The sequence below is a fragment of the Myxococcus sp. RHSTA-1-4 genome, assembly GCF_020037125.1.
In the GTDB taxonomy this organism is placed as follows: domain Bacteria; phylum Myxococcota; class Myxococcia; order Myxococcales; family Myxococcaceae; genus Myxococcus.
On sequence record NZ_JAIQDG010000005.1, the window covers coordinates 210,957 to 235,642 of the forward strand.

The following is a 24,686-nucleotide window of genomic DNA, read 5'->3' on the forward strand; positions in this document are numbered from 1 at the left end:
GGCCGGGGCTCGCCGCCGTGACCAGGACGCGGACGCGCCTCCGTATCCCGTGAGGTGGCGGCACTGCTCCGGGAACTCCGTCGCCGCCGGGAGTACCGTCACCCCATGGCCCGCTTCCTCTTCGGAACCGTTCCCCTCACCGGTCACTTCAATCCGGGTGCGCCCATCGCCCGGCGGCTCGTCGAGCGGGGACATGAGGTGCGCTGGCATACCGGCAGCATCTTCCGCTCCAAGGTCGAGGCCACCGGGGCGCGCTACGTGCCCATGCGGGCCGCGAGGGACTTCCACGACACCACCGTGGGCGACGTGTTCCCCGAGCGCGCGGCGCTGAGCGACTTCGCGAAGCTCAAGTTCGACCTCACGCGTTTCTTCATCGACTCGGCCCCCGGACAATTGGCGGACCTGGAGGCCGAGCTCCGGGACTTCCCGGCGGACGTCGTGGTCTGCGATACGGGCTTCCTCGGCGCCTCCCTCCTCCAGGAGCGGCGCGGGCTGCCGTGGGCCACCTTCGGCATCACCGCCATGACGGTCGCCAGCGCCGACACGGCCCCCTTCGGCCTGGGCCTCATGCCGAGCAGCACCCCGTTGGGCAGGCTGCGCAACCGCGCGCTCGCGTGGGGCGTGAACCACGTCGTGTTCCGGGACGTCAACGCGCACCTGAACCGCATGCGCGCCGGGCTCGGACTGCCCGCCACGCGCAAGCCCATCTTCGACGTCCCCGTGTCCCCGTTCCTCTACCTCCAGGGCACCGTCCCCTCCTTCGAGTACCCGCGCACCGACCTCCCTCCGCAGGTCCACTTCATCGGCCCATTCCTCCCGGAAGCTCCGGCCGGCTGGACGCCGCCCGCGTGGTGGGACGAGCTCCGGGACTCTCCTCGCCCCGTGGTCCACGTCACGCAGGGGACGCTGGCGACGGAGGAGCCCCACCTCATCCTCGCCACACTCCAGGCGCTCGCGGACGAAGACGTGTGGGTGGTCGCGGCCACCGGAGGCCCGCCGGTGGAATGGCTCGGCGCCGGTCCCTTCCCCGCCAATGCCCGCATCGAGCGCTTCATCCCCTACGCCCACCTGATGCCGCGCGTGTCGGTGATGGTAACGAACGGCGGCTATGGCGGCGTCCAGTGCGCCCTGGCCCAGGGCGTGCCCCTGGTGTGCGCGGGCACCTCCGAGGAGAAGCCGGAGATCGCCAACCGCGTCGCCTGGGCGGGCGTGGGGGTGAACCTCAAGACGAAGGCACCCACACCCGAGCAGGTGCGGCGCGCGGTGCGGAGCGTGCTCGGCACGCCGGACTTCCGGCAGCGGGCCCGGGGGCTCCAGGCGGAAATCGCCACGTATGACGCGCCCACCCGCGCGGCCGTGCTCCTGGAGCAACTGGCGGAGACCCGCGCGCCGGTGTTCGCCGAGCCGCCGGCCGCGTCTTCCCGTCAGTGAAGCAGGCCCCGCGGCTCCGCGCCGGGGCGGAGGTGCCACTGTCGTCCGGCGCCATCCATCCCCCCGATGAGCGGCACGCCGTGCCCTGAACGGACACCTCTCCCGCGCCCCCGGCTCTCCGCCTCCCCCCTCGCCGTGCGGCCGGGCAGCCACGGACGCATGTCGCCAGCGGTACACGCGCGGTCCGGCTCCAGACGGGTCAGCCCCCGCGAGCGTGGGTCCCTCGCCACAGCCGGCGCTGGCCCGGGGCCTGCAATCGCCCCCGGCACACCCGAAAGCCGAGGCCCACGTCCCATGCGAGCCGTACTCGCCACGCTCTCCGTCTGCCTGTTGTCGCTGGCGGCCGCCGCCCAGCAGCCGCCCTGCCCCGCTCCGCCCTCGCCGCTCAGCTCCGGCGCCATCTCCCAGGGCACGCTGGTGGCCCGGCTGCGCCAGCACGGACAGCACACCGGCTGCCCGGACTCCACGCCGCGCACCTTCAGCCTCAAGCACACGGAGGTGGACGCCGAGGTGAGCGGCTTCCTGGCCTCCGTCACCGTCACCCAGGTCTTCGAGAATCCCTACACCGAGCCGCTGGAAGCGCTCTACGTCTTCCCGCTGCCGGAGATGGCGGCCGTGGACGGCATGGAGCTCCTCGTCGGCGAGCGCGTCATCCGCGGCGTCATCCAGACGCGCGAGCAGGCACGCGCCACCTACGAGCAGGCGAAGTCGGAGGGCCGGACGGCGGCGCTGCTCGACCAGGAGCGCCCCAACGTCTTCACCCAGTCCGTCGCCAACATCCTCCCGGGCGAGAGCATCCGCGTCCGCATCCACTACGTGGAGCGGCTCCCGTACGAGTCCGGCACCTACCGCTTCACCTTCCCCATGGTGGTGGGCCCCCGCTTCATGGGCGGAGAGCCGCTGCCCTTCCGCCAGGGAGAGGGCACCTCGCCGGACACCACCACCGTCCCCGACGCCAGCCGCCTCTCCCCGCCCGTCCTCCCGCCCGAGCTGCGCGCCGGCCATGACATCCAGCTCACCGTCCGGCTCGACGCCGGCCTCCCCATCCAGGCGCTGCGCTCCACGTCGCACCGCGTGGAGGTGGCGCGCGAGGGCCGCTCCCGCGCCCGCGTTCAGCTCGGCCGTGAGGAGCGCATCCCCAACAAGGACTTCACGCTGGAGTACACCGTCGCCGACGCCCTCATCCGTCCCGCGGTCCTCGTGCACCGCGAGCCCGGCGCGGACCACGGCTACTTCCTGGTCCTGCTGAACCCGCAGCTCAACCCGTCCGACAAGGAGGTGGTGCCGCGCGAGCTGTACTTCGTGCTCGACACCTCGGGCTCACAGGCGGGCCTGCCCATCGAGAAGTCCAAGGCCATCACCGCCGAGGTGCTCCGCCACCTGCATTCCGAGGACACCTTCCAGGTCCTCAACTTCCACACGCAGGTGACGAAGTTCGCGCCCGGCGCGGTGCCCGCCACCCGGGAGAACATCGAGCGAGCCCTGCCCTATGTCGCCAACTTCTGGGGCGGCGGCGGTACGGACGTGCGCATCGCCGCGGAAGAGGCCATGGTGCCCGCCAACGACCCGGCCCGGCTGCGCATGGTGCTCTTCATGACGGACGGCCTCATCGGCGGTGACGAGGACGTGCTCGCCACGCTCCAGACGCACCTGCGCGAGGAGACGCGCATCTTCGCCGCGGGTGTGGGCTCGGGCGTCAACCGCTACCTCATCACCAAGATGGCCGAGCTGGGCCGGGGCGGCTCCACCTTCGTGGACCTCAACCGTCCGGAGGCGGAGGTGGCCCGCGAGTTCGAGGAGCGCATCCGCGGCCCGGTGCTCACCTCGCTGCGCGCGGACCTGGAGGGCCTGCCCGTGGCGGACGTGTACCCGAAGGTGCTGCCGGACCTCTTCAGCGGCCAGCCGCTGTTCCTGGTGGGGAAGTTCCACGGCACGGGCGGTGGCGTGCTGCGCATCTCCGGCCGGGTGCGCGGCGTGGAGCGCCGCTTCGAAGTGCCGGTGCGCTTCCCCGAGGCCGCCCCGGAGAACTCCGCGCTCCGCAGCCTGTGGGCCCGCCAGCGCATCGAGGAGCTGACCGTCGAGGGCTACCGCGGCCACACGCCCGAGGTGGTGCAGGGCATTACCTCCACCGCGCTCCAGTATGGGCTCATGAGCCAGTACACCTCCTTCGTGGCCGTGGAGCAGGTGGCGCGCACGGCGCCGGGCGGCGAGCCGGTGAAGGAGATGGTGCCGGTGCACCTGCCCGAGGGCACCTCCTACTCGGGTGTCTTCGGCGAGCTGAGCCGCGAGGAGATTCCGCCGGGCGACCCCATCATCAGCGTCCGGGCCCCGCGCGACGCGCGCCGGGTGACGGCGTACTTCCCCTTCGGCCTCGTGAAGCCGCTCACCTTCGACACGGTGTCGGGCGCGTGGCGGGGCCGGTTCCTGGTGCCGTTGTCGGTGGAGGACGGCTACTACGACGTCATCATCGCCGCGGAGCTGGCGGACGGACGGGTGCTCCGCCGCGAGGTGCGCTACCGGCTGGACTCGAAGGGCAACGACTTCGACGTGACGCTCTCATCGGCGGAGCTCGTCCCGGGCGGCACCTTGAAGCTGGAGGTGGACGCGGTGGAGGCCACGAAGGAGGTCAGCGTGTACGGCGAGCTCTTCGGCGAGGAGCAGCACCTGCTGGAGACGGAGGATGGCCTGCGATTCTCCGGCGAGCTGAAGGTGCCGGCCGGGACGGCGCCGGGTGAGTACGAGCTGGTCTTCGTCGCCCGGGACGCGGCGGGCAACCGCTTCGAGCGCCGCGAGAAGGTGCGGGTCCACGCCGCGGTGGAGTAGGCCCGCCCGTGTGATTCCGGCCGCACCCGTGGCCGGAAGAGGACACGGCCGGGCGTTCCTCCCCATGGGCCCCCGCCGCGAGCGGTGGCCCGGAGTTCGCAAAGGGGGTGGGGGCCATGTCCTCCACCCTCTTTGTCGTTGCCGCCGCCGCCCTCGCCGCCACCGTCACCAACACGGAGACGGTGCATGACCTGGAGTCCTTCTCCGGCCATGTCGTCGCCTGCACCGAGGGAGGCCTGGAGCTGTTCACCCCCACCGGCGCGCCCGTCCGGGTGCTCACCGTCGAGGACGGCCTGCCGAGCCACTTCTGCCGCGCGCTGGAGCGCAGCGGGGAGCGGCTCTTCGCCGCCACGGATGAAGGGCTCGTCTCGGTGGACGCGCGCTTCCGGGTGGAACCCGTGCTCGACGTGCGCTGGCACGCGCTGCCTCCCTCGGAGGGCGCGAGCCCCCGTGAGTACGTCGCACGGCTCGGCCAGCTCGCGTCGGCACTGCCCGGGGGCCCCACGTACACCGCGCTGTCCACGCGTTTCGCGGGCACGGCGGACGGCCGCGTGCTGGAGCTCGGCACGGAGCGGATGTGGCCCGTGCCCGGCCCGGTGCGGCTCCTCGCGGAGGAGCGGCGGGGACTGAGGGTGGGGACCAGCGAGGGCGTGTTCTTCATCGACGCGGATGGGAAGCTGTCGTCCGCGGGGGACGTGCCGGTGGGCCCGCTGGCGTACGTGCGCACCTCCGGAGGTGGGGTGTCCGTCCTCGGCTCGCAGGGTGCCATGAGCACATGGGAGGAGCAGCTCCGCGAGGAGGACACCTCGGGAGGAACACCCGCGCTGCCCATGGGGGCCACGGCGATGAGCCGCTCGCCGGAGGGTGCCACCTGGGTGGGGACTCGTGACTCGGGGGTGCACCTGCGCACGGCGGGGGCGTGGCGCCGCGTGACGCCCACGGGCCAGCTCTGCGGCAACCATGTCACCGCGCTCACACGCCACCGGGGACGGCTCGTCGTGGGCACCTTCGACCGGGGCGTGTGCTGGCAGCGCGATGACGGCCGTTGGCAGAGCTTCCGCACGCCCGCGCTTCCCAGCAACCAGGTGCTCGGCGTCGCCAGTGACGGGGTGCGACTCTACGTCGCCACGACGTACGGGCTGGGCCTGTACGACGGGAAGGTGTGGACACAGCTTGCCTTTGGCGGGCGCAACCCCGTGGGGCTCGGCAAGCTCTCGGTGCTCGCCGCCGTCAGGCTGGACGAGGGCGTGACGCTGGTGGACGGGCGCGGCGCCTCCGTCGTCACGCCGGGGGGCCAGACGCTCTCGCTGCTGGAGCGGCTGCCGCTCCCCGACGGCTGGAGCGAGCACCCCTCCGTGGCGGACGGCGCCGGCCGTTTCCTCTGGGTGGCGAGCGAGGACCGGGGGCTGCTGCGCTGGGACGGCGCGCGGTGGCAGCGCTTCCACGACGGGCGCGACCTCACGGACAACTGGGTGACGGCGCTCTCCACGGATGCAGAGGGCCGCGCTGCCGCCGGCACCTGCCAGGACGGCTTCAGCTACTTCGACGGCTCACGCTGGACGCGCGTGCGTGACGCGCAGGCACTGCCCTCGCGGGCCATCGTCTCCACGGCGCTCGTGCCGGGAGGCGCGCTCATCGGCACGCTGCGCGGCGCCGCGCACTACGACGCCGCGAGCGGCCACGTGCGCGCCCTTCCCCGGCTCGCGGACCCGCGGGTCTACGCGGTGCTCGTGGAGGACGATTCCGCCCTCTTTGGTACCGAGGGCGGGCTGTCGCGGCTGGACTGGAAGCAGGCGGTCGAACGGAGGTAGGCGGCCCCCCGCTCGGGGGCGGAGACCGCCCACTGGGACGGGCGCGCTCAGGGACTGAGGATGCCCGTCGTGGCCTCCGCCATGTCGAGCGGCAGCTCCCCTTCGTGGGGGCTGCGTGTGCCGGCGCCCCGCGTCGCGGTCACCGTCACCACGAAGTGCGAGCCGGACACCAGGCCGGGCGGCAGCCGGACCTCCGTCTTCGAGGTCACGAGCAGGGTCCGGCTGGTGCCGGCCGTGAAGCCCGCGCCTTGCTGCAGGAGCGGCGTGACGCGAACGAAGTAACGCGTCGCGGTCCCCAGCTCCGGCGGGTCCCAGCTCACCAGGGGCGTCGTCCCCACGCCCGAGCGCGCCGCGGTGGCGTCCTGCCCGTTGATGCGCAGGTTCCGCACCGGGCCCAGCCGGGGGGCCAGCGTGCCCGCCTCGACCAGTCCCTCGAGCGTATCCGCGCGCTGCAGGACCAGCGTGCGCTGATAGGCCGCTCCGCCCGAGGTGAGGCGCACCCGCGTGGAGGAGGACACGTGCGCCACGCGCCGCCAGTGCTCCGGAAAGGCATCCAGGAAGCTCACCGTGTAGGGCGCGAGCGGGACGTCGATGGAGGTGGAGGCGAACGCGAGCTCGGGATGGCTGCCGAGCCGCGCGAAGGCCTCGGCCCCCGGGCGCGCGCCGATGGCCCAGTTGAGCGAGCCCAGCCCTTGCGCATCCGGGTGCGTGGCCTCGAGCTGCGCCGCGAACGCAGCGCCATCCACCGAGAAGGACACGGTGCGCTCGGTGCCTCCCGTGAGCGCCACGTCGAGCGAGGTCGCCGTTCCCGGGGTGAGCGGGACGGCGGGCTGGTGGAAGCTGCGCACCACCCGCGTGAAGGAATGGCCCCCGTCAATGCCCGCGCTCTCCGAGAGTTGCTGCACCCACAGCGAGTCCCCCTTGGAGCCATCGAGCAGGCTGAGGAAGCGAGACACCCGTACGTCGAGCCCGGTGGCACCGGCCGTGGGCAGGGTGCCTCCGAAATGCTCGGCGGTGCTCAGGCGCAGGTCCTCCATGGGGGTACTCCCGTTGGGCGAGCTCAGCCGGAGGATGTCCGACGACCGCCAGGGCGCGAGCCCGGAGACGCGCAGGTCGAGCGCCGTGCCGGTGGGGACACTCCACTCGAGGCTGGGGCGCTGCACCATCGTGGAACGCAGCTCCACCTGGCGCGCGTCCGTCACCAGCAAGGTATCGTTGAAGCGCAGGAGGTACTCCCCCTCCGGCACGCCGGGGACCACGTAACCTTCGACCCCCACGTGCCGTGCGGGGTACACCCGGACGCCTCCGTCCGGCAGACCGCCCGGAACGAGCGCCGCCGGGGAAGGAGCATCCGTCCACGCCCCCGTCTGCATCACCGCGCCCTGTCCGCGCTCGTCGATGATGTGGACGGTGGGGTTGAAGCGGATGCCCTCGCCCACCGGCTCGGTGCCGCTGTCGGTTTCCTCGGACGTCCCGCTGTCGTCCGGCGGCGGCGTTCCCGCGTCAGTATCAACTTCGGGCTCGGAGCTACAGGCAAGGAGAGACACCGTCGCGAACAGCGCGACCATGGAAGTCAAAGAAAGCCTTTGCATGGCGCGCACAATACCTATCGCCGCGACCGTCCTCACGTCTTTCGCGGTCACAGGCACCTCCTGCCACACGGAAAGGGGCTTCAGTTCAACCGGCCTCCAGCCTCCGGCGAAGCTCCCCAGTGGTGACCAAAGCCGTGCCATCGGGGCGCACGAGGGTGTGTCCATCCGCCGCATAGAGCGGTGGACGCCGGAACAGCGTGCGCAGAGCGAGCAGGTGCGGATACACGATGGACGCCTCGGGGTTGAGCACGCGCAGCTTCTCGCGCAGGAGCGGGGCGAACCTCGGGCTCATCGCCGGGAAGATGTGATGCTCCTGGTGATAGCTGAAGTTGAGGTGGACCCAGTCCACCGCCGGGTGGGTCGCCACGCTGGCCGTGTTCACGAACGGGTTGTCGGTGTCCTCGGACGCCGGCTGGAGCCAGTGGTTGGTGGCGATGTAGACCATCAGGGTGATGTTGCTGAAGACCTGCGGGAGGACGAGCACGTAGAGCGCCCCCCACGGCCCCATGGCCCAGCCCAGCGCGCCCCAGCCGAGCGCGAGCAGCACCGAGAGCGTCCGCTCCCGCGCCCGATTCATGCGCACGTGCTGGAACTCGGGCCTGCCGCTGTAGTGCCACAGGAAGGCCTGGCCCTGAGCGGTGAAGAAGAGGCCGAAGCTGATGTAGCTCAGCCACGTGCCCGAGCCCGGTGATATCGCGTGGAACAACCGGGGGAACCAGTGGGCGCGCAAATCCTCCTGACGCGGGAGGATGTCCGGGTCCCGGACATGGATGTTCGCGGCGCTGTGATGCGCCTGGACATGCCACGCGCGCCACAGGCCGGGCGTCACCAGCCACGGGCTGAACCCGGCCCAGCCGAGGACGTCCTCGAGCACCCTGCTCCGGAACACGGAGTGGTGCAGTGCCTCGTGGGCCGCGAACCCGACAACGACGAGCAACTGCCCGAGCACGAACGAGATGACGAGGCACGCCCACCAGGGCAGCCGGCCGCTCGCCGCCGCCCAGCCGAGGGCCACCATCACCGGTACGAGCGCGAGCGCGATGACTCCGCGCAGGGGCTGCGGTTGGAAGGCCTCCGGAGGCATCGCGCGCCGCAGTTCGGAGCGTAGCCGCCGGGCGTCGTCCACCGGGATACTGTCTTTCATGAGAGTCGAAGAGCTCATGTGTTCATCCGATGGAGAGGTGTCTCAGGCCATGGGACGGGCGAGCCCGCCCTCGAACAGCATCCGGAGGCGTCCCGCCTCGTCCAGCGCCGCGACGCTGCCGCACTGGACGAAGTCCCCTTCCACGCGAGGCGAGAGCGCCTTCAATGAGAGGCGCAGCCGCGTGCCGCCCTGCCCCTCCACCAGGCCCCGGTCGAACGTGATGCGCTGGAGCTGGATGGGCGCGAACACGGAGTCCGACACCCCATCCACGTGCATCGCGCTCAGCCGCAGGGCCGCGTCCAGCACGAGCGCGGGAACGGTGCGCCCCGCCTGCTCCAACGTCATCGGCAGTCCCAACCGCGCGAAGCGGGCCGTCCGCTCCAGCCGGATCTCCTCCAGGCAGTCGAACATCTTCCTCAGCTCGATAGGGCTTCCGGGCGCACAGTGCGGGTCGTGGACGCGCACCCCGCTTCCCGAAGGCGTGGCCGCGTCCAGCCACGGCGCGCCCCGAGGTGGCTCCGCCGTCAGCGTGAAGCGGGCCTCGGCGTAGACGAGGTCCCGTTCGAGCACCACCCCGGTGGCATGGACGATGTCGCCGGTCAGCTTCACCTGCACGCTGTACCGGCCGGGCTCGTTGATGAGCGGTGTGCACTCAGCCCGCAGCGCCTGCCGCCCGCCCGGCTTCACGCGAATGAAGCGCGAGAACCGGACGTCCTCGATGGTGACGGTGCGCAGCCCCGGCCGCTCCTCTCCGAGCGCGGCTTGCAGCATCAGGTCCAGGGCCCACGCCCCGGGCAGCGTGGGCGTGCCGCGCACGAGGTGGTCCTCCAGGCAGGGAACGCTCGCCGCGTCCACCACCAGCTCACGCCGCGTGGGCCGGGTTGCCTCCGGACGTGGCGCCTCCACGGGCAGCAGCTCCAGCCCGTACCAGGCGCGCTCGCTCTCGGTGAGCTGCACGTTGATGGGCTCGCGTGGGCGGCCGTCGACGAGCTGGAGGAAGAGCGCCTCGCCCTCCTCCGCGCGGATGCCTCGCAGCCGGCGGCTGGCTCCGAGCACGCGGTACTCCGAGCCGCGCGTCATCCCGATGCCGTCCCAGGCCAGCCAGCCGGCGCTGCTCCAGCGGACCTCCTGACTGGCGTCGCTGACCCAGGCGCAGAGCCGGTCCAGAGCCTCGTTCGCCGCCCCGTAGTCCGCCTGTCCGTCATTGCCGATGAAGCTGAAGGCGGACGTGAGGACATGGAACGGCACCGGGCGCGCGAAGCAACTCGCGCAGGCCTCGCGCAGGTTCCGGAGCCCGAGCAGCTTGGTATCCAGGTTGGCCCGGAGCTCGGCGAGCCGCCGGCGGTTCAGCTTCTTCGAGGTCTGGGTTCCAGCGCCGTGGACCACCAGGTCCAGGCGCCCGTGCTCCCGGGCAAGTTCCTGGACCACCCGCTCCACCTGCTCGGGCCGCGTCACGTCCGCGGCCCGGTAGACCATCTGACCGGGAAGCCGCGCGAGCCCGTCGAGCGTGGCCCTCAGCTCGCGCGCGGCGAGATACCGCTCGAACCGCTTGCGCAGCTCGGGCATCCGGGCGGTGGGATTGCTGGCCAGCTCGGCGGCATAGAACTCCCGCTCCACGTGTGGCAGGTCCTCGTCGGGAGCCTGGAGCACCCGCTCGGGGGCCTCTGCCGGGTCGCTCCGTCCGATGAGCACGACCTTGCACCCGTACCGCTTCAGGAGCGCTCCGGCGAGGACCGCCGTCACTCCGCGCCCGCCGCCCGTGAGCAGCACCACCGAGCGCGCATCGAGCGTGGACGCGGGGTCCGCCGTGACGTCCGTCGGCCGGAGCCGGCGGACACAGCGCCGCGGTCCGTCGAAGCAGACCTCGACGGAGGGACCGCCCTCCTCCTCGGAGCCAAGCTCGGCGGCGGCGAGCTGGAGCGCCGCCGGGAGCGGGAGCGGAGAGGTGGAGATGGCTCGAACGCTCCGGGCGGGGACCTCGCGCCCGATGGACTTGAGCATGCCGGCGAACAACCCAGTCATCGGGTGCAGCGCCCGGCGCGGGCCCACTCCGCCGATGCACAGGCTCGCCAGCTCGACCTCCCCCGCCGTCAGCCGCTCGTAGGCGCGCCGGGCGGCGAGGAAGAGCAACTCCAGTGCCTCGTGGCGCAGCGCCGTGTCGGCGACTACCTCGGCCTCGCCCGCTCCGGGCTCGAGCCGGCAGACCGCGAGGATGACCCGCGGGTCGAAGCCGAGCGCGTCGAGGCCGGCCTCCGCCGTCTCCTCACGCGTGAGGTCGATGCGGCGAATCCGTCCTTCCGCCCCCGACGTCCCCGCGCAGAGGATGAGGTGCTCGGGTCCGCACAGGGCCTCCGCCTGGGACGCGAGCTCGCGAGCCAGCGCCTCGTCCTGCGCGATGAACAGCACACGCCGGCCGCGCAGGTGCGGCGGTCGCGTCGTGCGAGCGGAGCGCTCGACCAGCACGGGCGCGTGGTAGCGGATGGGCGCCGCATGGTCGAAGCCCCCGGACGTCTCAGGGGTGGCTGCCACCCCGGGTGGCACGACCTCCTTCGCGGGCGCCGGCCCCTGAACCTCCGCGTGTGTCGCGGCTGTGGAGCGGACAGCACCGGCGGGCAGGAGCTGGACTTCGAGCCGAGCCCCCGTCGCCGCGTCCGGGTGGAAGCGCAGCGTGGTGCCGCGCCCTTCCGCGGCGGCCAGCACCGACCGGAGGACCTCCAGGCTCTCCCGCGCCGAGTGGGGCGGGAGCTCCAGACCGGCCCCGGTGCTCAACTGCGCATCCGCCGCCATCCGGAGATGGCACAGCGGCTTCAAGCCGCGCTGTGCGGCCTTCGCGGCGGTGGTGACGGCCAGCAGCGCCACGCCCTCGGCCGGGAAAGCCGTATCCAGCCCTTCCCCCGGCCGGCGAACGTGCGTGCTGCCCACGAGCACCAGTTCGAACCCACTCTCCAGCAACCCGCGCGCGGCCTGGAGCGACGCCGCCAGCGAGGCGGCGCCCGCATCCACCACGAAGTTGGGGCCCTTGGTGTCGAGCGCCCCCGCGATGCGACCCGGCGTGACGTTGGGCATCATCCCCTGGAGCGTGTAGGGCCCCGAGGGACGCAGAGCCCCCGTCACCACCTCGTGGAGGCGCTCCACCAGGGGCTGGAGCGGGGCGAGCTCCGGAGCACGGTGGACGGCCTCACGAAGCCGCCGCCGCGTGGAAGAGGCCAGCACGCGCTGGGTCGCCTCCACGCCCCGGCGGGTCTTCCCCTCGAGCCCCAGGACGATGGCGGTGCCCGGGCGAAGGGCCTCGAAGGAACCGAGCTTCTGGACGAGCGAGCTCGCCACGGTGAGCCCCAGGCTCTGCGTCAGGTCCATGTCCTCGGCGATGTCCGGCAGCAGCCGCACCGAGGGCGGCAGGCGGACGGCGCCCGTGTCGAAGCGTGCCCCCGGCTCGGCCGGGATTCCCGTCACCGGAACGCCCCGCGCATCCGGGAACAGCCCCTCCGCGGCCACCACCACGAGGTCGCCCTGGGCGGGGCGAGACTCCCTGGAACGAGGCGCCGGAGTCCCCCCTCGATACTCTTCGAGCACCAGGTGGGCATTGGTGCCACCGAAGCCGAAGCCGCTCGTGGCGGCGCGGCGGGGATGCGCACCATTCTCCGGCCAGGGCTGCTCACGCGTGCTCACCTCGAAGTCCCCCCCGAGCGCGCGCAGCTCGGCGCCGGGCCGGTCGAAGTTGGACTGCGGCGGGATGAGCCGGTGCTCGAACGCCTTGCACAGCTTGATGACCGAGGCAGCGCCCGCGGCCCAGCCGGTATGACCCATCAGGGCCTTCACGCTGGAGAGCTGGAGGCCGCGCCGCTTGCCGCCGAAGACGCGTGCAATCGACTTGAGCTCGGTGGCATCCCCGGCCGGCGTGGCCGTCCCGTGAGCCTCGATGTACTGGATGGTGGACGGGTCGACGTGGGCCGCCGCGTAGCACGCCTCCATCGCGGCCACCTGCCCCTCCGTGCGCGGCACGTTGGCCGAGCTGCTCCGCCCATCGCTGGACAGCCCCGCGCCCCGGATGATGGCGTGGACCCGGAGCCCAGACGCGACCGCGTCCGACAGGCGCATCAGGCCCACCACACCCGCGCCCTCTCCGAAGATGACGCCGTCCGCCCGCTCGTCGAAGGGCCGGCTCCCCGTCGCGGAGAGCCCCTTGAACTGGGAGAAGAGGCAGCTGTTGCCGGGCCCGGGAGAGAAGACACCACCCGCGAAGATGAGGTCGGCCTCGCCGAGCTCCAGCGCCTTCATCCCCAGGGCGATGGCGTAGAGCGACGAGGCACAGGCCGCGTCCAGCAGCATCGTGGGAACACCACGGCCGACCACGTCCGTCACCACGGCCTGGAGCGTCGGATGAGGCGCCAGCTCCGTGGACCGGGCCTCGACGCCCAAGGCCTCCCGCGCCACGTGAGCGAGGGCGTCGACTTCCGGACCACCCACTCCCCGGGCGCGCAGCAGGGCCTCTCCGGCCTCCAGGCACAGCGCGGCGTCATACTCGGAGGACCCATCCCCGGTGGAGCCGAGCAGGCACTGGATGCGCCCGGACGCGCGGATGGCGGCCGCCTCCAGCCCCCGCATCACCTGCGAGAGCGCGATGGCCAGCAGCTTCTGCTCCCGGACGTAGTGCCGAAAGCGGGCAGGCTCCAGGCCCGGCGGGGGAACCAGGTCCGAATCCCGCACCCGCCCCGTGAGCAGGGTGTACGTGCGGTCCGGCGTGCCGGCGGGCCCCGCGAAGTCCGTCACCAGCTCGGGCTGGAGCTGGCCCTGGTCGACGATGCCGCTGATGCCTCGCCGGATGTTCTGCCAGTACGCCTCCGGGTCCTTCGCGCCGCCAGGAAGGATGCACCCGAGTGACACCACGGCAATCGCGGTGTCCTCGTCACGCGCGGAGTCCGGCGCGGCCACGGGCGCCTCGACCGGGAGCGCTCCGCTGATGGCCGACACCTCGATGGAGGGGCCCGCGGGGAGGATTCGCTGGACGATGCGCGCCAGCCGCCCGTCCGTCCCACAGTCCACGAAGCGGGTGCAGCCCGCGCGAACCAGCGCCTCCACCGCGCCGAGGAAGTCGAAGGGACGCACCAGGTGGGAGGCGAGCGCATCCGCCAGCTCGTCGTGCCCGCCGGTGTACTCGCGCCGCTCGATGGGCGAGTAGATATGTCCCTGCGGCGGACGCATGGGCACGCCGGCGAGCGCGGTACGGAACGCCTCCGCGGCCGATGCCAGCACGGGGTGATGGAAGGGATAGCGGCTGGGCACGAAGGTGAACCCCTGCCCCCGCCCTTGCAGGAGCGCTCGGAGCTGCTCGAGCTCCGGACGCGGACCCGCGACCACCGTCTGGCGGGAGTGGTTGCGGCCGGCGATCTCCAGGCTCCGGGTGCCGCAGTCCACGATGGCCAGGGCGGTCTCCGCCTCGCCGAGGGCAACGGCCGCGAGCGTCCCCGCCTCATCGGACACCGTCTGGAGGGCCCGGATGCGATGACAGACCACCTCGGCACCCGCGCGCAGGTCGAGCGCTCCGGCCGCGGTCATCGCGGCGATCTCCCCGAAGCTGTGTCCCAGGAACACTCCCGGAGACACACCGTGACTCCGCAGCCACCGGGCGCCCAGCACACCGGACAGGTAGATGCCGAGCTGGTCGAGTAGCGGCGACTCATCGAGAGCGCGCTTGACGGCGGCGACGTCCTGAGCGGCCAGCAGCGGGGCCGCGTCGATGCCGATGGCCCGGCATGCCTCCGCGACCGTCGCGAGCTCGTCACGCAGCTCCGGGTGCAGCGCCTTCAGCCGGATGAAGAGCTCGGGCTCGAACGTGCCCTGCCCACCGAAGAGGAAGACCGTGGAGCCGGGCGGAAGCTTCGGCTCCGGCGGGCGTGGCGCGGCGACCCCGGCTGAAACTGGCGCGGCGTCCGCCCTCCGGAAAGTGTCCGCTCCGGCTGACACGGACGCGGTGTCCACTCGCCGGGAGTCTTCCGCCCCAGGTGTTCCCGGTGCGCTGTCCACTCGCCGGGAGTCCTCCCCCCCAGGTGCGCCCTCCGCGACGCTCACCCGCCGGGAGATGTTCGCCTCCTGTGCCCCTGACGGGACATCCACTTGCCGGGAGGCCTCCGCTCCACGCGCTCCCGATGCCACCTCCACCACCCGGGAAGTACCGAGCAGGGCGGCGTCGGCCAGAAGCACCCTGGCAAGCTGCCGGACCGCCTCCGGGAACAGCTCGTTGACGGCGGAGCCCCCTCGCAACACACGGTCCTTGAAGCTCTGGGACGCCTCGGGCTCGTCGATGTTCGCCATCGCCGCGTAGCAGCGCCGGAAGGAAGTGGGGAACGGGCAGATGGCACCGTGATCCCTGTCCGCGCACAGGACCGTCTGGTACCCGCAGGCCACCGGAGTGCCGTCGCCCTTCAGCGTCCGGAAGCAGAAGCGCAACGAGACCTCGCCCCATTCCTCGAGGGTCGTCAGCACCACGAGCCGGTCGCCCAGGACCGCTGGCGCCAGGTTGCGCGTGTAGCCCTCGTAGGTGAGCAGGAGCACCTGCTCGAAGTCGCGGCGCAGCTCCGGCACCTCGAAGAAGTGCGGACCGAAGAGCAGGTGCTCGCGGCCGGCGCACTGGAACTTGAAGTTGGTGAGGAAGTGATGGCTCCCGTAGGCCATCGTGTCGTCGAAGTGGATGTCGTACGGGACGGCGAAGTAGCCCATGGTGGATGTCCCCCTGAAAGGCTCAGGACTCGAGGGCGAGGAGCGCTCGCACGTCGTGCCCGTGGATGTAGGAGAAGCCCTTGCTGCCCGGGCGCGGCTCCCGTGCCTCGGTGGCGGCCGGCAACAGCCCGTCCACCGTCCCGGAGAGCCCGGCGTCCACCACCCAGATGGCGCCATTCACCCGCCGCGTCTTGGGTCCCAGCAGCAGCTCCGTGACATCGGCGACGTCGTCCGCCGTGCAGAGCTGCCCGCCCGGCGTGGCCGCCTCCCAGCGCGCGACGCGTGCGGCCGCGTCGGGGAACATCCCGAGCAGCTCGCCATGCACCGGACCGGCGGACACGCAGTTGGTGCGGATGCCGTCGGTGGCCAGCTCCGCGGCCAGGTAGCGGGTGAGCGACTCGACACCCGCCTTCACCACGCCCTGGCAGCCCAGGTCGTGCATGTACCGCTGGGACATGGAGGTGGACATGGTGACGATGCTCCCGCCCCCCCGGGCCGCCATCAGCGGCCGCGCGCGCATCGCGCACTCGTAGGTGCCGGTGATGCAGGTGCGGAACGCCTTGTCCCAGTCACGCGGGGTAATCCGGTCGAAGGGCCCGATGAGGCCGTTGGACGCGTTGCACACCAGGAAGTCGAGCCCCCCGAGCTGCTCCGCGATGCTGGAGAACATCCGCTCCAGGTGCTCCTCCTGGGCGACGGAGCCCCACAGGTGGACTGCCTTCCCACCCGAGGCGGCAATCTCCCGCGCGGTCTTCTCCCCTTCATCCCGGGAGTGGAACGAGTTCACCACCACCGTCGCGCCCGCCCTGGCGAGCCGGGTGGCGATGACCTTGCCGATGCCCTTCCCCGAGCCCGTGACGAGCGCCACCTTCCCCGCGAAGGGCAGGAACGGCTGAGGCGAGACAGGGGACGGCGAGGGCCGCACGGGCGCACTCGCCTCGCGCGTGGCGGCCACAGGCGCGGCCGGCGCGGGCAGGTGCGCGCGGGCCGCCTCACAGACGGCGGCGAGGGTCCGCAGGCGCTGGGACGGAGCCGGCCCCCGGCTCAGCCCGAGCTCCTTGACGAGCACGGCCAGCACCTCGGCCTGCTTCACGGAGTCGATGCCGAGCTCATCCTCCAGGTCCGCCTCCGGCGTCAGGAGCTCCTCGGGATAACGGGTCACCCGCGCGAACACGGCACGCACCCGTGCCTCCAGGTCCGCGGGGGCGGGACCCGATGCCGCCGCGACGGGAGCCGGCGCGACCACCGGTGCGGGCGCGGCGGCGACTGCCGGTGCCGGCTGCAGCGGCGCTCCCGCGAGCAGCGGAGCCACCACCTCCGCGATGGCGCGAAGCGTCCGGGCCTTGCCGCCCCGGGGCAGGCGCTCGGGAGGAAGGTTGAACTCACGTCCGACCACGGCGGCGATCTCCGCGAGCTTCACGGAGTCGATGCCGAGTTCGTCCTCGAGCAGTGCATCCTCCGTGAGGATGTCGATGGGATACCGGGTGACTGAAGCCGCGCAGCGGCGAATACGCTCCAGCACGTTCAACGACACATCGACGCCCTGCGATGATGGATGAGAGGACATTGCTGATCCTTCGGTTCAGAGGTGCGCGGGAAGAGATGCATCAGGGGTCTGACATCACCTGATGGATGTGGCGGGCAGCCCCCGGAGGGCCGCACTGCCAGGTCACACGTCTCCCGTGACCGCCGCCGCGGTAACGAAATGTGTCAAAGCGGCCGTGAAATCAGGCTCCATGGAGACGTCGAATGAGCCGCCGGGAAAACGACACGCGGCGCGAATCTTCCTCGCGCCGGCGCCAACTCCTCGGAATCCGTACGGCCAGCGGCGCGAGGCCCCGGAGGCCTCGGGGGCCTCGCGCTTGACACCTCGCACCGGACATCGTTACTTAATATTATACTTAAGCGATGACCCGCCCGGGGAACGCCCATGACCGAACGCTCCGCCACGCACGCCACCTTCACCATCGAGCGCACCTATGCCGCTTCACCGGCACGGGTGTTCGCCGCCTGGTCGCGGCTCGAAGCCAAGGCCCGCTGGTTCTCGTGTCACGAAGATCGGTGACGACGGTGGAGTTCGAGCCCGCGGGCACCGGCACACGGCTGCGCTTCACCGAGCAGGGCGTCTTCCTCGACGGGCACGATGCGCCCGCCGAGCGCGAGCACGGGACGAAGCTCGGGCTGGACAAGCTGGACGCGGCGCTGCGCCGCGAGCCCGCGAGCGCCTGACCCGTCCCGCCGGGCTCACAGGTTCTGGGTCAGTTGCGCCTTGAGCGCCTTGCCGGACACCCGTCCCAGACCGATGCGGTAGCTGTCCCGCCACGACTTGTCGAGCATGCCCTTCTTTATCACGTAGCCGCCGACGCTCGCCTCGAGCCACTGGCTACAATTCCTGCATGGAGTCCTCGACTCTCCCTTGTTGGGTCCGTCCGCCAGCTTGATGGAGGTGATCTTGATGTTCTCCAGCGGAACATCCATGAGTGCAAGGTTGGCGACCGCGTGCGGCTCCGCGCAATCGAACTGATGATTGCCCTTGTTCGCGCCGCCCACCACGTCCACGACCAGCGAATTGAGGATTCGAAAGAGACGATCCGATTGAATCTTGTCGGGCCGGGCCTGGAGCAGGCTCTTGAGCGTCTTGCCATGTCCTGAATAGCCAGACATGACCGCATACTCGTCCCGCTCGCCCGCCTGGGTGTTGCGGGCCTCCGCGACATGACTCACGAACGCCGGTTGGTCGTCGCCATCCTCCATCAGCTGAAAGATGTCGTTCCGCGGCAGGGAACCGCGAGTGCCCGGGACTACGGAACGCGTGGGAGCCAGGGCGAACGGCCTCGTGGCCGTGGGGCCCAGGCTCTGCGCTGCGGTCATCTTCGGAAGCATGGCGTCTCTCCTTCTTGCCGTATGCTCCCAGGACGCCAGGCATACCTGGGTTGTGAACCCGAGCGTGCCCGGAGCGCCTCCGCGCGAAATAGCCCGCGAAATAGCCTTCAAATGACAACCAACCCGGCATGACGGCCCAGGCACTGCCAGGATTCCGGGAATAGGCGTCATTATTTCTGGATAAGGATGAACGCGATAGCGTCTTCCTTGCATCACCATGGTTGCGTGAATGGGGGGACAATGGCAACCCGATGGGACCTGGTGGCGCTCGGAGCGGCATTCCAGAGCCGCTACGAGGTCGTGGAAAAGATTGGTGAGGGCGGATTCGGGGACGTCTACAAGGCCCACCAACTCGCGACCGGCCAGATGGTGGCGGTCAAGGTGCTGCGCATCCCGGAGGCGCGCCCGGCTGACGAGGTGGAGCGTCTCACGGCCCGCTTCCACCGCGAGATGCGGCTGTGCGCCCGGCTCCACCACCCGAACATCGTCCGGCTGATCGACTCAGGACAGGGTGAGGGCGGAGGCGTCTACTCCGTCTTCGAGTTCATCCCAGGCAAGAGCCTCGCCTCCCTCCTCCAGGAGGAGCAGCACCTGCCCCCCCTGGAGGCGCGCCATCTCATGAGCCAGATCCTCGACGCGCTCGCGAGCGCGCACGCGGAGGGCGTCGTCCACCGGGACCTCAAGCCGGCGAACATCATGATTCGCGGTGGCGCACGGCGGAACGCGGTGGTCCTCGACTTCGGCATCAGCTCCCTCACCGAGAAGGCCCGGGACGAAGAGGCCCGCATCACCCAGACCCATGAGTGGGTCGGCTCCCCGTCCTACGCCGCGCCGGAACAACTCCGCGGCGAGCCCCCACTGGCGCGCTCGGATCTCTATGCCTGGGGATTGATATTCCTGGAGTGTCTGACCGGAGCACGGGCCATCCGGGGTGCGAGTACCGCGGACATCGTCTTCCGGCAACTCTCGCCGGAGCCGGTCCCCATCCCGGATTGGATTGCCCGGGGGCCGCTCGGGCCCCTCCTGAGGCGTGCCACCGAGAAGCGTGCCCATGCGCGCGACGTCACCGCCGAGGGCCTGCTGCGGGAGCTCGAGGCGTGCGACCTCGGCTCCGTCCGTGGGGACGAGCCGGGCGCCCCACCCTCGCTCGTGCCCCCCGAGCCCACGGTGACGATACGGGGAAAGAAGCGCGCGGACAGCCCGGAGGAGGAGGTGCCCCCACCCGAGCTGTCCGCCGCGCCCAGGCAGGGCGAAGGTGAGCGGCGGCAGATCACGGCCATGTGCTGCACGCTCAGGGTGGTGGGGCATGGAAGCGGGGCTGTCGACGCCGAGGAGCTCGAGCTGCTCCTCGGCGCGGGCCGGGAGCTCGGCTCCACGCTCGCGCTCACGCATGGCGGGCAGGTCGGGGGTTCGCTGAACGACACCCTCCTCTTGCTCTTCGGGTACCCCTCCGCGCACGAGGACGATGCCCGGCGCGCGGCCCGTGCCGCCCTCGCGCTTCGGACGGAGGTCCGCCAGCGCGGTGAGGTGACGATGAGCCGGTACCGGGCGCGCCTGGAGGTCGGCATCGGCGTCCACACCGGCATGATTGTCGCCCGGGAGCAGGGGGCCGCGCGAGACCGGAGCCCGAGCTTCGGGGGCACGACGCTTCACGCCGCGACCCGGCTCGGCGCGCTGGCGAGGCCGGGGGAGATCCTGGTCAGCGGCGAGACCCAGCGGCTGCTGCGCGGCCACTTCGCGTTCGACAGCCGGAGCGCGACGGGCGATGCGGGCCTCGGAGATGCCTACGTCTTGAGGGAAGGCGCCACGGATGCGGGTGCTCCGGAGCTGCCCCTCATCGGCCGCCAGCGGGAGCTCGAGGCGCTGACGGAGCGCTGGAACAAGGTGCGCGGTGGCGGCGGGCAGGTCGTCCTCATCACCGGCGAGCCGGGCATCGGCAGGTCACGGCTCGCCTGGGCCTTCCGGCAACAGCTCGGCACCGAGCCCCATTGCTGCCTCGAGGGGCGCTGCGCCCAGGACGCGCGCAACAGCCCGCTGTACCCCATCGTCGAGCTGCTGGAGCGGCTGCTGGACCCTGGGCGGGAGCTCACGTCCGAGGCGAAGGTGGTGCGGCTGAAGGAGCTGCTGTCGTCGCTGGGCTTCGACCTCGCCGAGACCCTGCCGCTGTTCGCGCACCTCCTCTCGCTTCCTCTGCCCTCCGGGTACACGCCGCTCGCGCTGTCCCCTCAGAAGCAGCGCGAGCTGACCCACAACGCGCTGCTCTCCCTGCTTTACGAGATGGGCGAGCAGGCTCCCGTCGTGCTCATCATCGAGGATCTGCACTGGGCGGACCCGTCCACGCGGGAGCTGTGCGCGAAGCTCGTGGGTGAGGTCGCGTCGGCCCGGGTGTATGCCCTCTTCACCAGCCGCCCCGAGTTCTCCCCGCCCTGGTCCCCGTCCTCGGCGCTCACCCTTCAACTGGGTCCCCTGGAGGGGCCCGATATCGCGCGGATGGCCTCGGCCGTCGGCGGAGGCCTCCCGCTGTCAACCGAGGCCGTGGAGCGAATCACCTCCCGCACCGACGGAGTGCCGCTCTTCGTGGAGGAGCTCGTCCGGATGATGCTGGAGTCCGAGGCCCTCGTGAAACGTGATGGCGGCCTGGTCCTCTCCGGAACGCTCGATTCGCTGGGCATCCCCAGCTCGATCCGGGGCCTGTTCACCGAGCGCCTCGACCGGCTGGGCCGTGCCAGGGAGACGGCACAGGTGGCCGCGGTCATAGGCAGGGAGTTCAGCTTCGACCTGCTCCGCGCGATGCTCCCCATCGAGGAGGGCACGCTGCGCGAGGACCTGGATGCGCTGGTGAACGCCGACCTCGTTCACCGCAAGCGGCGGCTCCGGGCGCCCGCGTACCTCTTCAAGCACGCGCTCATCCAGGACACCGCGTACGACTCCATCGTCAAGGGACGCCGGCGCGAGCTCCACGAGCGCGTCGCACGCACGCTTCAGCGCGACTTTCCCAAGATGGCCGAGGAGCAGCCGGAGAGCCTGGCATGGCACTTCGAGCGGGCGGGGCTTCATGCCGAGGCGACCGACTGGCTCCTTCAGGCCGGCCGGCGAGCCATGCAGCGCTCCGCCTTCATCGAGGCCTCGGCGCTGCTTTCGCACGGCGTCGAGCTCGCCGCCCAGTCCTCCGAAACGGAGTGGGCCCCGCGCCGTGAGGTGGAGCTCCGCGCGGCGCTGGGCGGAGCCCTCTGGGCCTCGCGCGGGTTCTCCGCCCAGGAGTACGAGGCCAACGGCCTCCGCGCGCGACAGCTCTGCCGCATCCTCGGGGACCCTCCCGTGACCTTCTCGGTGGTCTTCGCGCTCTGGTTGCTCTACGTCGTGCGCGGCACCCGGCCAGAGCTGGCGGAGGACTGCGCGACCGAGCTGCTCGCCCTGGCGGAGAAGAGCGACTCTCCCGCGATGCGGATCAGTGCCCGCCACGCCCGCGGAACCACCTGTTACTACAGCCAGCGCTATGAGCAGGCGCGGACCTGGCTACTCCGGGAGCTGGAAATCTGCGCTCAGAAGGACCACCAGGAGATAGTCCGGACGTTCAGTGACGACCACGGACTGTATGCCTTGTGCTGGCTGCAGCACGTCGAGCTGTACAGCGGCCGCGTCGGGGAGGCACTTCGCTACGTGGAGCGGACTCGCGCGCTGGTGCGGGAGCTTCGCGATCCACTCCTGAGCTCTGTCGGGGCCCTCGCCATGCAGGTCACCTACCACCTGATGGGCGACACCTCCCGGATGGAGGCGGAGAACAAGATTGCCCTGAGGCTCACGACGGAGCATGGCTTCGAGCACTGGCGGATGCTCGCCCGCATCGCCCATGGACTCGTGCTCGCGCGGCGCGGCGCGTTTGACAGGGGGCTCGAGGAAATCGATACGGGGCTCCGGTACTTCGCCTCGAACGGTCAATGGACGGCGCGCCCGCATTGGACCGCGTACAAGGTGGAGGCGCTGCTGCTGGCCGGACGCCGTGAGGAGGCGCTCGCGGTGATTGATGAGACGGTCCAGGGCGCAGTCGGGATGCTGGACCAGCAGTCCATTCCCACCCTGCTCCAGCACAAGGCCCACCTGCTGGTCGGCGACGGCGACCGGGAGGGTGCGCTCACGCTGCTCCGGCGCGCGCTCGCGCTGGCCCGGGAGCAGCGTGAATACGTCTCGGTCCTGAATGTCTCGCTGGGCCTCACGCGGAGGCTGCTCGAGGCGGGGCGTCACGCGGATGCGCACACGTGCCTGGCGGAGGCAGTGGCGGACATCCAGGACGGCCGGGGCTGGCCCGCGTACGAAGAGGCCGTCAGGCTGCTGGCCTCGCTGGAAGCCCCTCGCCGTCTCGCGCGTTGACGCCGCCGCGGCGCGCGGCGCCACGAGACGCCCACGGCCTCACTCCTGGGCGTCCGGCTCCTCGGGGCTCTCCGCGAGGAGCTCGCCGAGCCGGTCCAACCGGCGCTCCCAGCTCGTCCGCCGCTCGGATATCCACTGCTCGGCCGTGCGCAGCGCCGTGGGAACGATTCGACAGGTGCGCACCCGTCCCACCTTCTCGGAGCGGACGAGGCCGCTCGCTTCGAGGACCTGGAGGTGCTGGACCACCGCGGGCAGGGACATGGCGAGCGGCTGGGCGAGCTGGCTGACCGAGGCCGGCCCCCGGCAGAGCCGGTTCACCATGGCCCGCCGGCTCGGGTCCGCGAGCGCGTGGAACATGAGGTCGAGCGCGGCGCCGGAGTTGACCATGGCCCCAAGCAATGCCGCGCGCCGGGCGTTGTCAACACCGGGAAACACCTGGCGTTCCGGCCCGCCAGGTGGGCGCCCCCGGGGCCGAGGCCCATGCCCGGCGTGACTGGCCCCCGAGGGCCCGTTGGCCGATGCTGTGGGGCCGTGTCGGCATCCCGGCCGTGCTGAAAAAAGGGGGTTCCCATTTTCCGGCGGTCGGGCGGTCTTCCTCCCTGAAGGAGCACACCGCTGTGAGTCCCACCGCCTGGAAGGCCCGAACTGGAGGAGGCCCGCGCCATGGATGACGCGCGGCTGGCCGAGCTCTACGAGCGCTACGGCTTCCTCGTGCACCGGCGCTGCCTGCAGCTCGTCCGCCGGCCCGAGGACGCCGAGGACGCGCTCCAGGAGACCTTCCTCCGGGTGAAGCGCTATGGCCCCCCGCGCGACGGCGGAGCCACCCTCGCCTGGCTGTACACGGTGGCGGCCCGCTGCTGCTTCGACCTGATGGAGAAGCGCGGCCGCGAGCCGGTGGCCGAGGAGTCGCAGCTCGCGGCCCTGGAGGAGCGCGGCGACGGCTCCACCGAGGACGCGGACCGGCGCGCGCTGCTGGGCGCCGCGCTGCGCACCCTCGACGGGAAGACGCGCACCATCGGCGTGCTGCACTACCTGGACGGCTATACCCAGGACGAGGTGGCCGCCCAGACGGGCTTCTCGCGAAAGACGGTGGGCAAGAAGCTCAAGACGTTCGAGGACCGCATCCGCCAGCTCTTCGCCGGACGAAGCCACGAGGCACGACGATGACCGCCCCCCTGCCCCCCTCCCCTCGCGGGCCCGAGTGCCCTCCCGCCGCCGTGCTCGAGGCCCTCTCGGCCGGTGAGCCCACCCCGGACGCGACGCGAGCCCATGTCCAGGCGTGTGCCGCCTGCGGCGCGCAGCTCGAAGCCCTCACCACCGGCCGGGACGCCTTCCTCCGCGCGCGTCCGGCCGACCGCTTCCTGCGCCAGCTCGAGCGCCGCGAGGCCGCCGCTCCCTCTCCCTGGCGCCGCCTCTTCCCGGTGCTCGCCGCCGTGGTGCCCGTGCTGGTGCTGGTGCTGGTGCTCGGGCCCCGCCTCACCGGGGACGGCCCCGGCGTCACCTGGAAGGGTGAGGCCTTCCGCGTGGTGGTCTCTCGCGCGGGGGCGGAGGCCGTCCCGCTGGCCCAGGACAGCGCGGTGAAGGAAGGCGACCGGCTGCGCTTCGCCTACGAGTCACCGGAGGCCGGACACCTGCTGGTGCTGGAGCTGGACGGCCGGGGCGGAGCCACCGTCTTCCACCCCTTCGAGGGCACGGCGTCCGCGCCGCTCGCCGCCGGCCAGCGCGACTTCCTGCCCGGCAGCGTGGAGCTGGACGACGCCCCGGGCACGGAGTGGCTCTTCGCCGTCTTCTCCCCCCGTCCGCTCCAGGCGGCCCCGCTGCTCGCGCGGCTCCGCGAGCAGGCGGGCCGCGCCGAGCCCACCCTCACCTGCGACGGCTGCCGCGTCTCCTCGCTGCGCCTGCGCAAGGCGCCCTGAC

Annotated in this window: 14 protein-coding genes; 8 read left to right on the forward strand and 6 right to left on the reverse strand. The window is 71.6% G+C overall.

What is annotated here, in order from left to right; genetic code table 11:
* The first annotated feature begins 105 nt into the window (after positions 1-105).
* The 3 genes from K8638_RS10085 to K8638_RS10095 all read left to right on the forward strand — a co-directional run bounded on the left by K8638_RS10085 (position 106) and on the right by K8638_RS10095 (position 6,065).
* Entirely contained in the window at positions 106-1,431 is a 1,326-nt protein-coding gene (locus K8638_RS10085) for a glycosyltransferase (protein ID WP_223754240.1), read from the forward strand.
* 294 nt (positions 1,432-1,725) lie between these two features.
* A complete protein-coding gene (locus tag K8638_RS10090; protein WP_223754241.1) occupies positions 1,726-4,254 on the forward strand; it encodes a VIT domain-containing protein in 2,529 nt (842 codons plus the stop codon).
* Between the two features lie 116 nt (positions 4,255-4,370).
* Entirely contained in the window at positions 4,371-6,065 is a 1,695-nt protein-coding gene (locus K8638_RS10095; RefSeq protein ID WP_223754242.1) for a hypothetical protein, read from the forward strand.
* 47 nt (positions 6,066-6,112) lie between these two features.
* On the opposite strand, the gene K8638_RS10100 is transcribed toward K8638_RS10095, so the two are convergent.
* The 4 genes from K8638_RS10100 to K8638_RS10115 all read right to left on the reverse strand — a co-directional run bounded on the left by K8638_RS10100 (position 6,113) and on the right by K8638_RS10115 (position 17,085).
* Positions 6,113-7,633: a fibronectin type III domain-containing protein gene (locus tag K8638_RS10100; protein ID WP_223754243.1), complete on the reverse strand. Its 1,521-nt coding sequence runs from the start codon at positions 7,631-7,633 to the stop codon at positions 6,113-6,115.
* A gap of 109 nt (positions 7,634-7,742) precedes the next feature.
* Positions 7,743-8,801 (reverse strand): fatty acid desaturase, encoded by a 1,059-nt coding sequence (locus K8638_RS10105; RefSeq protein ID WP_223754244.1) that lies wholly within the window; start codon positions 8,799-8,801, stop codon positions 7,743-7,745.
* Positions 8,802-8,843: 42 nt separating this feature from the next.
* The gene (locus K8638_RS10110; RefSeq protein ID WP_223754245.1) at positions 8,844-15,518 is read right to left on the reverse strand and encodes a type I polyketide synthase; all 6,675 of its coding nucleotides are present in this window, start codon (positions 15,516-15,518) and stop codon (positions 8,844-8,846) included.
* A 22-nt stretch (positions 15,519-15,540) separates the two neighbouring features.
* Positions 15,541-17,085: an SDR family oxidoreductase gene (locus K8638_RS10115; protein ID WP_225937153.1), complete on the reverse strand. Its 1,545-nt coding sequence runs from the start codon at positions 17,083-17,085 to the stop codon at positions 15,541-15,543.
* A 363-nt stretch (positions 17,086-17,448) separates the two neighbouring features.
* On the opposite strand from K8638_RS10115, the gene K8638_RS44530 reads away from it, so the two are divergent.
* Positions 17,449-17,583, forward strand: a complete 135-nt coding sequence (locus K8638_RS44530) for a hypothetical protein (protein WP_255662547.1) — start codon at positions 17,449-17,451, stop codon at positions 17,581-17,583.
* Positions 17,580-17,747 carry an SRPBCC domain-containing protein gene (locus K8638_RS10120; protein WP_223754247.1) on the forward strand — a complete coding sequence of 56 codons (168 nt, stop codon included), beginning with the start codon at positions 17,580-17,582 and terminating at the stop codon, positions 17,745-17,747. The genes K8638_RS44530 and K8638_RS10120 overlap by 4 nt, the downstream gene beginning before the upstream one ends.
* A gap of 15 nt (positions 17,748-17,762) precedes the next feature.
* Here K8638_RS10120 and K8638_RS10125 read toward each other — a convergent pair whose 3' ends face one another.
* The gene (locus K8638_RS10125; RefSeq protein WP_223754248.1) at positions 17,763-18,401 is read right to left on the reverse strand and encodes a hypothetical protein; all 639 of its coding nucleotides are present in this window, start codon (positions 18,399-18,401) and stop codon (positions 17,763-17,765) included.
* A 240-nt stretch (positions 18,402-18,641) separates the two neighbouring features.
* On the opposite strand from K8638_RS10125, the gene K8638_RS10130 reads away from it, so the two are divergent.
* On the forward strand, positions 18,642-22,769 hold the full coding sequence (locus tag K8638_RS10130; RefSeq protein WP_223754249.1) for a TOMM system kinase/cyclase fusion protein: 4,128 nt from the start codon (positions 18,642-18,644) through the stop codon (positions 22,767-22,769).
* 39 nt (positions 22,770-22,808) lie between these two features.
* Here K8638_RS10130 and K8638_RS10135 read toward each other — a convergent pair whose 3' ends face one another.
* Positions 22,809-23,156 carry a helix-turn-helix transcriptional regulator gene (locus K8638_RS10135; protein ID WP_223754250.1) on the reverse strand — a complete coding sequence of 116 codons (348 nt, stop codon included), beginning with the start codon at positions 23,154-23,156 and terminating at the stop codon, positions 22,809-22,811.
* Positions 23,157-23,432: 276 nt separating this feature from the next.
* On the opposite strand from K8638_RS10135, the gene K8638_RS10140 reads away from it, so the two are divergent.
* The gene (locus K8638_RS10140; protein ID WP_223754251.1) at positions 23,433-23,936 is read left to right on the forward strand and encodes an RNA polymerase sigma factor; all 504 of its coding nucleotides are present in this window, start codon (positions 23,433-23,435) and stop codon (positions 23,934-23,936) included.
* Positions 23,933-24,685 (forward strand): DUF4384 domain-containing protein, encoded by a 753-nt coding sequence (locus tag K8638_RS10145; protein WP_223754252.1) that lies wholly within the window; start codon positions 23,933-23,935, stop codon positions 24,683-24,685. Before K8638_RS10140 ends, K8638_RS10145 begins: the two co-directional genes overlap by 4 nt.
* The last annotated feature ends 1 nt before the right edge of the window (position 24,686 follow it).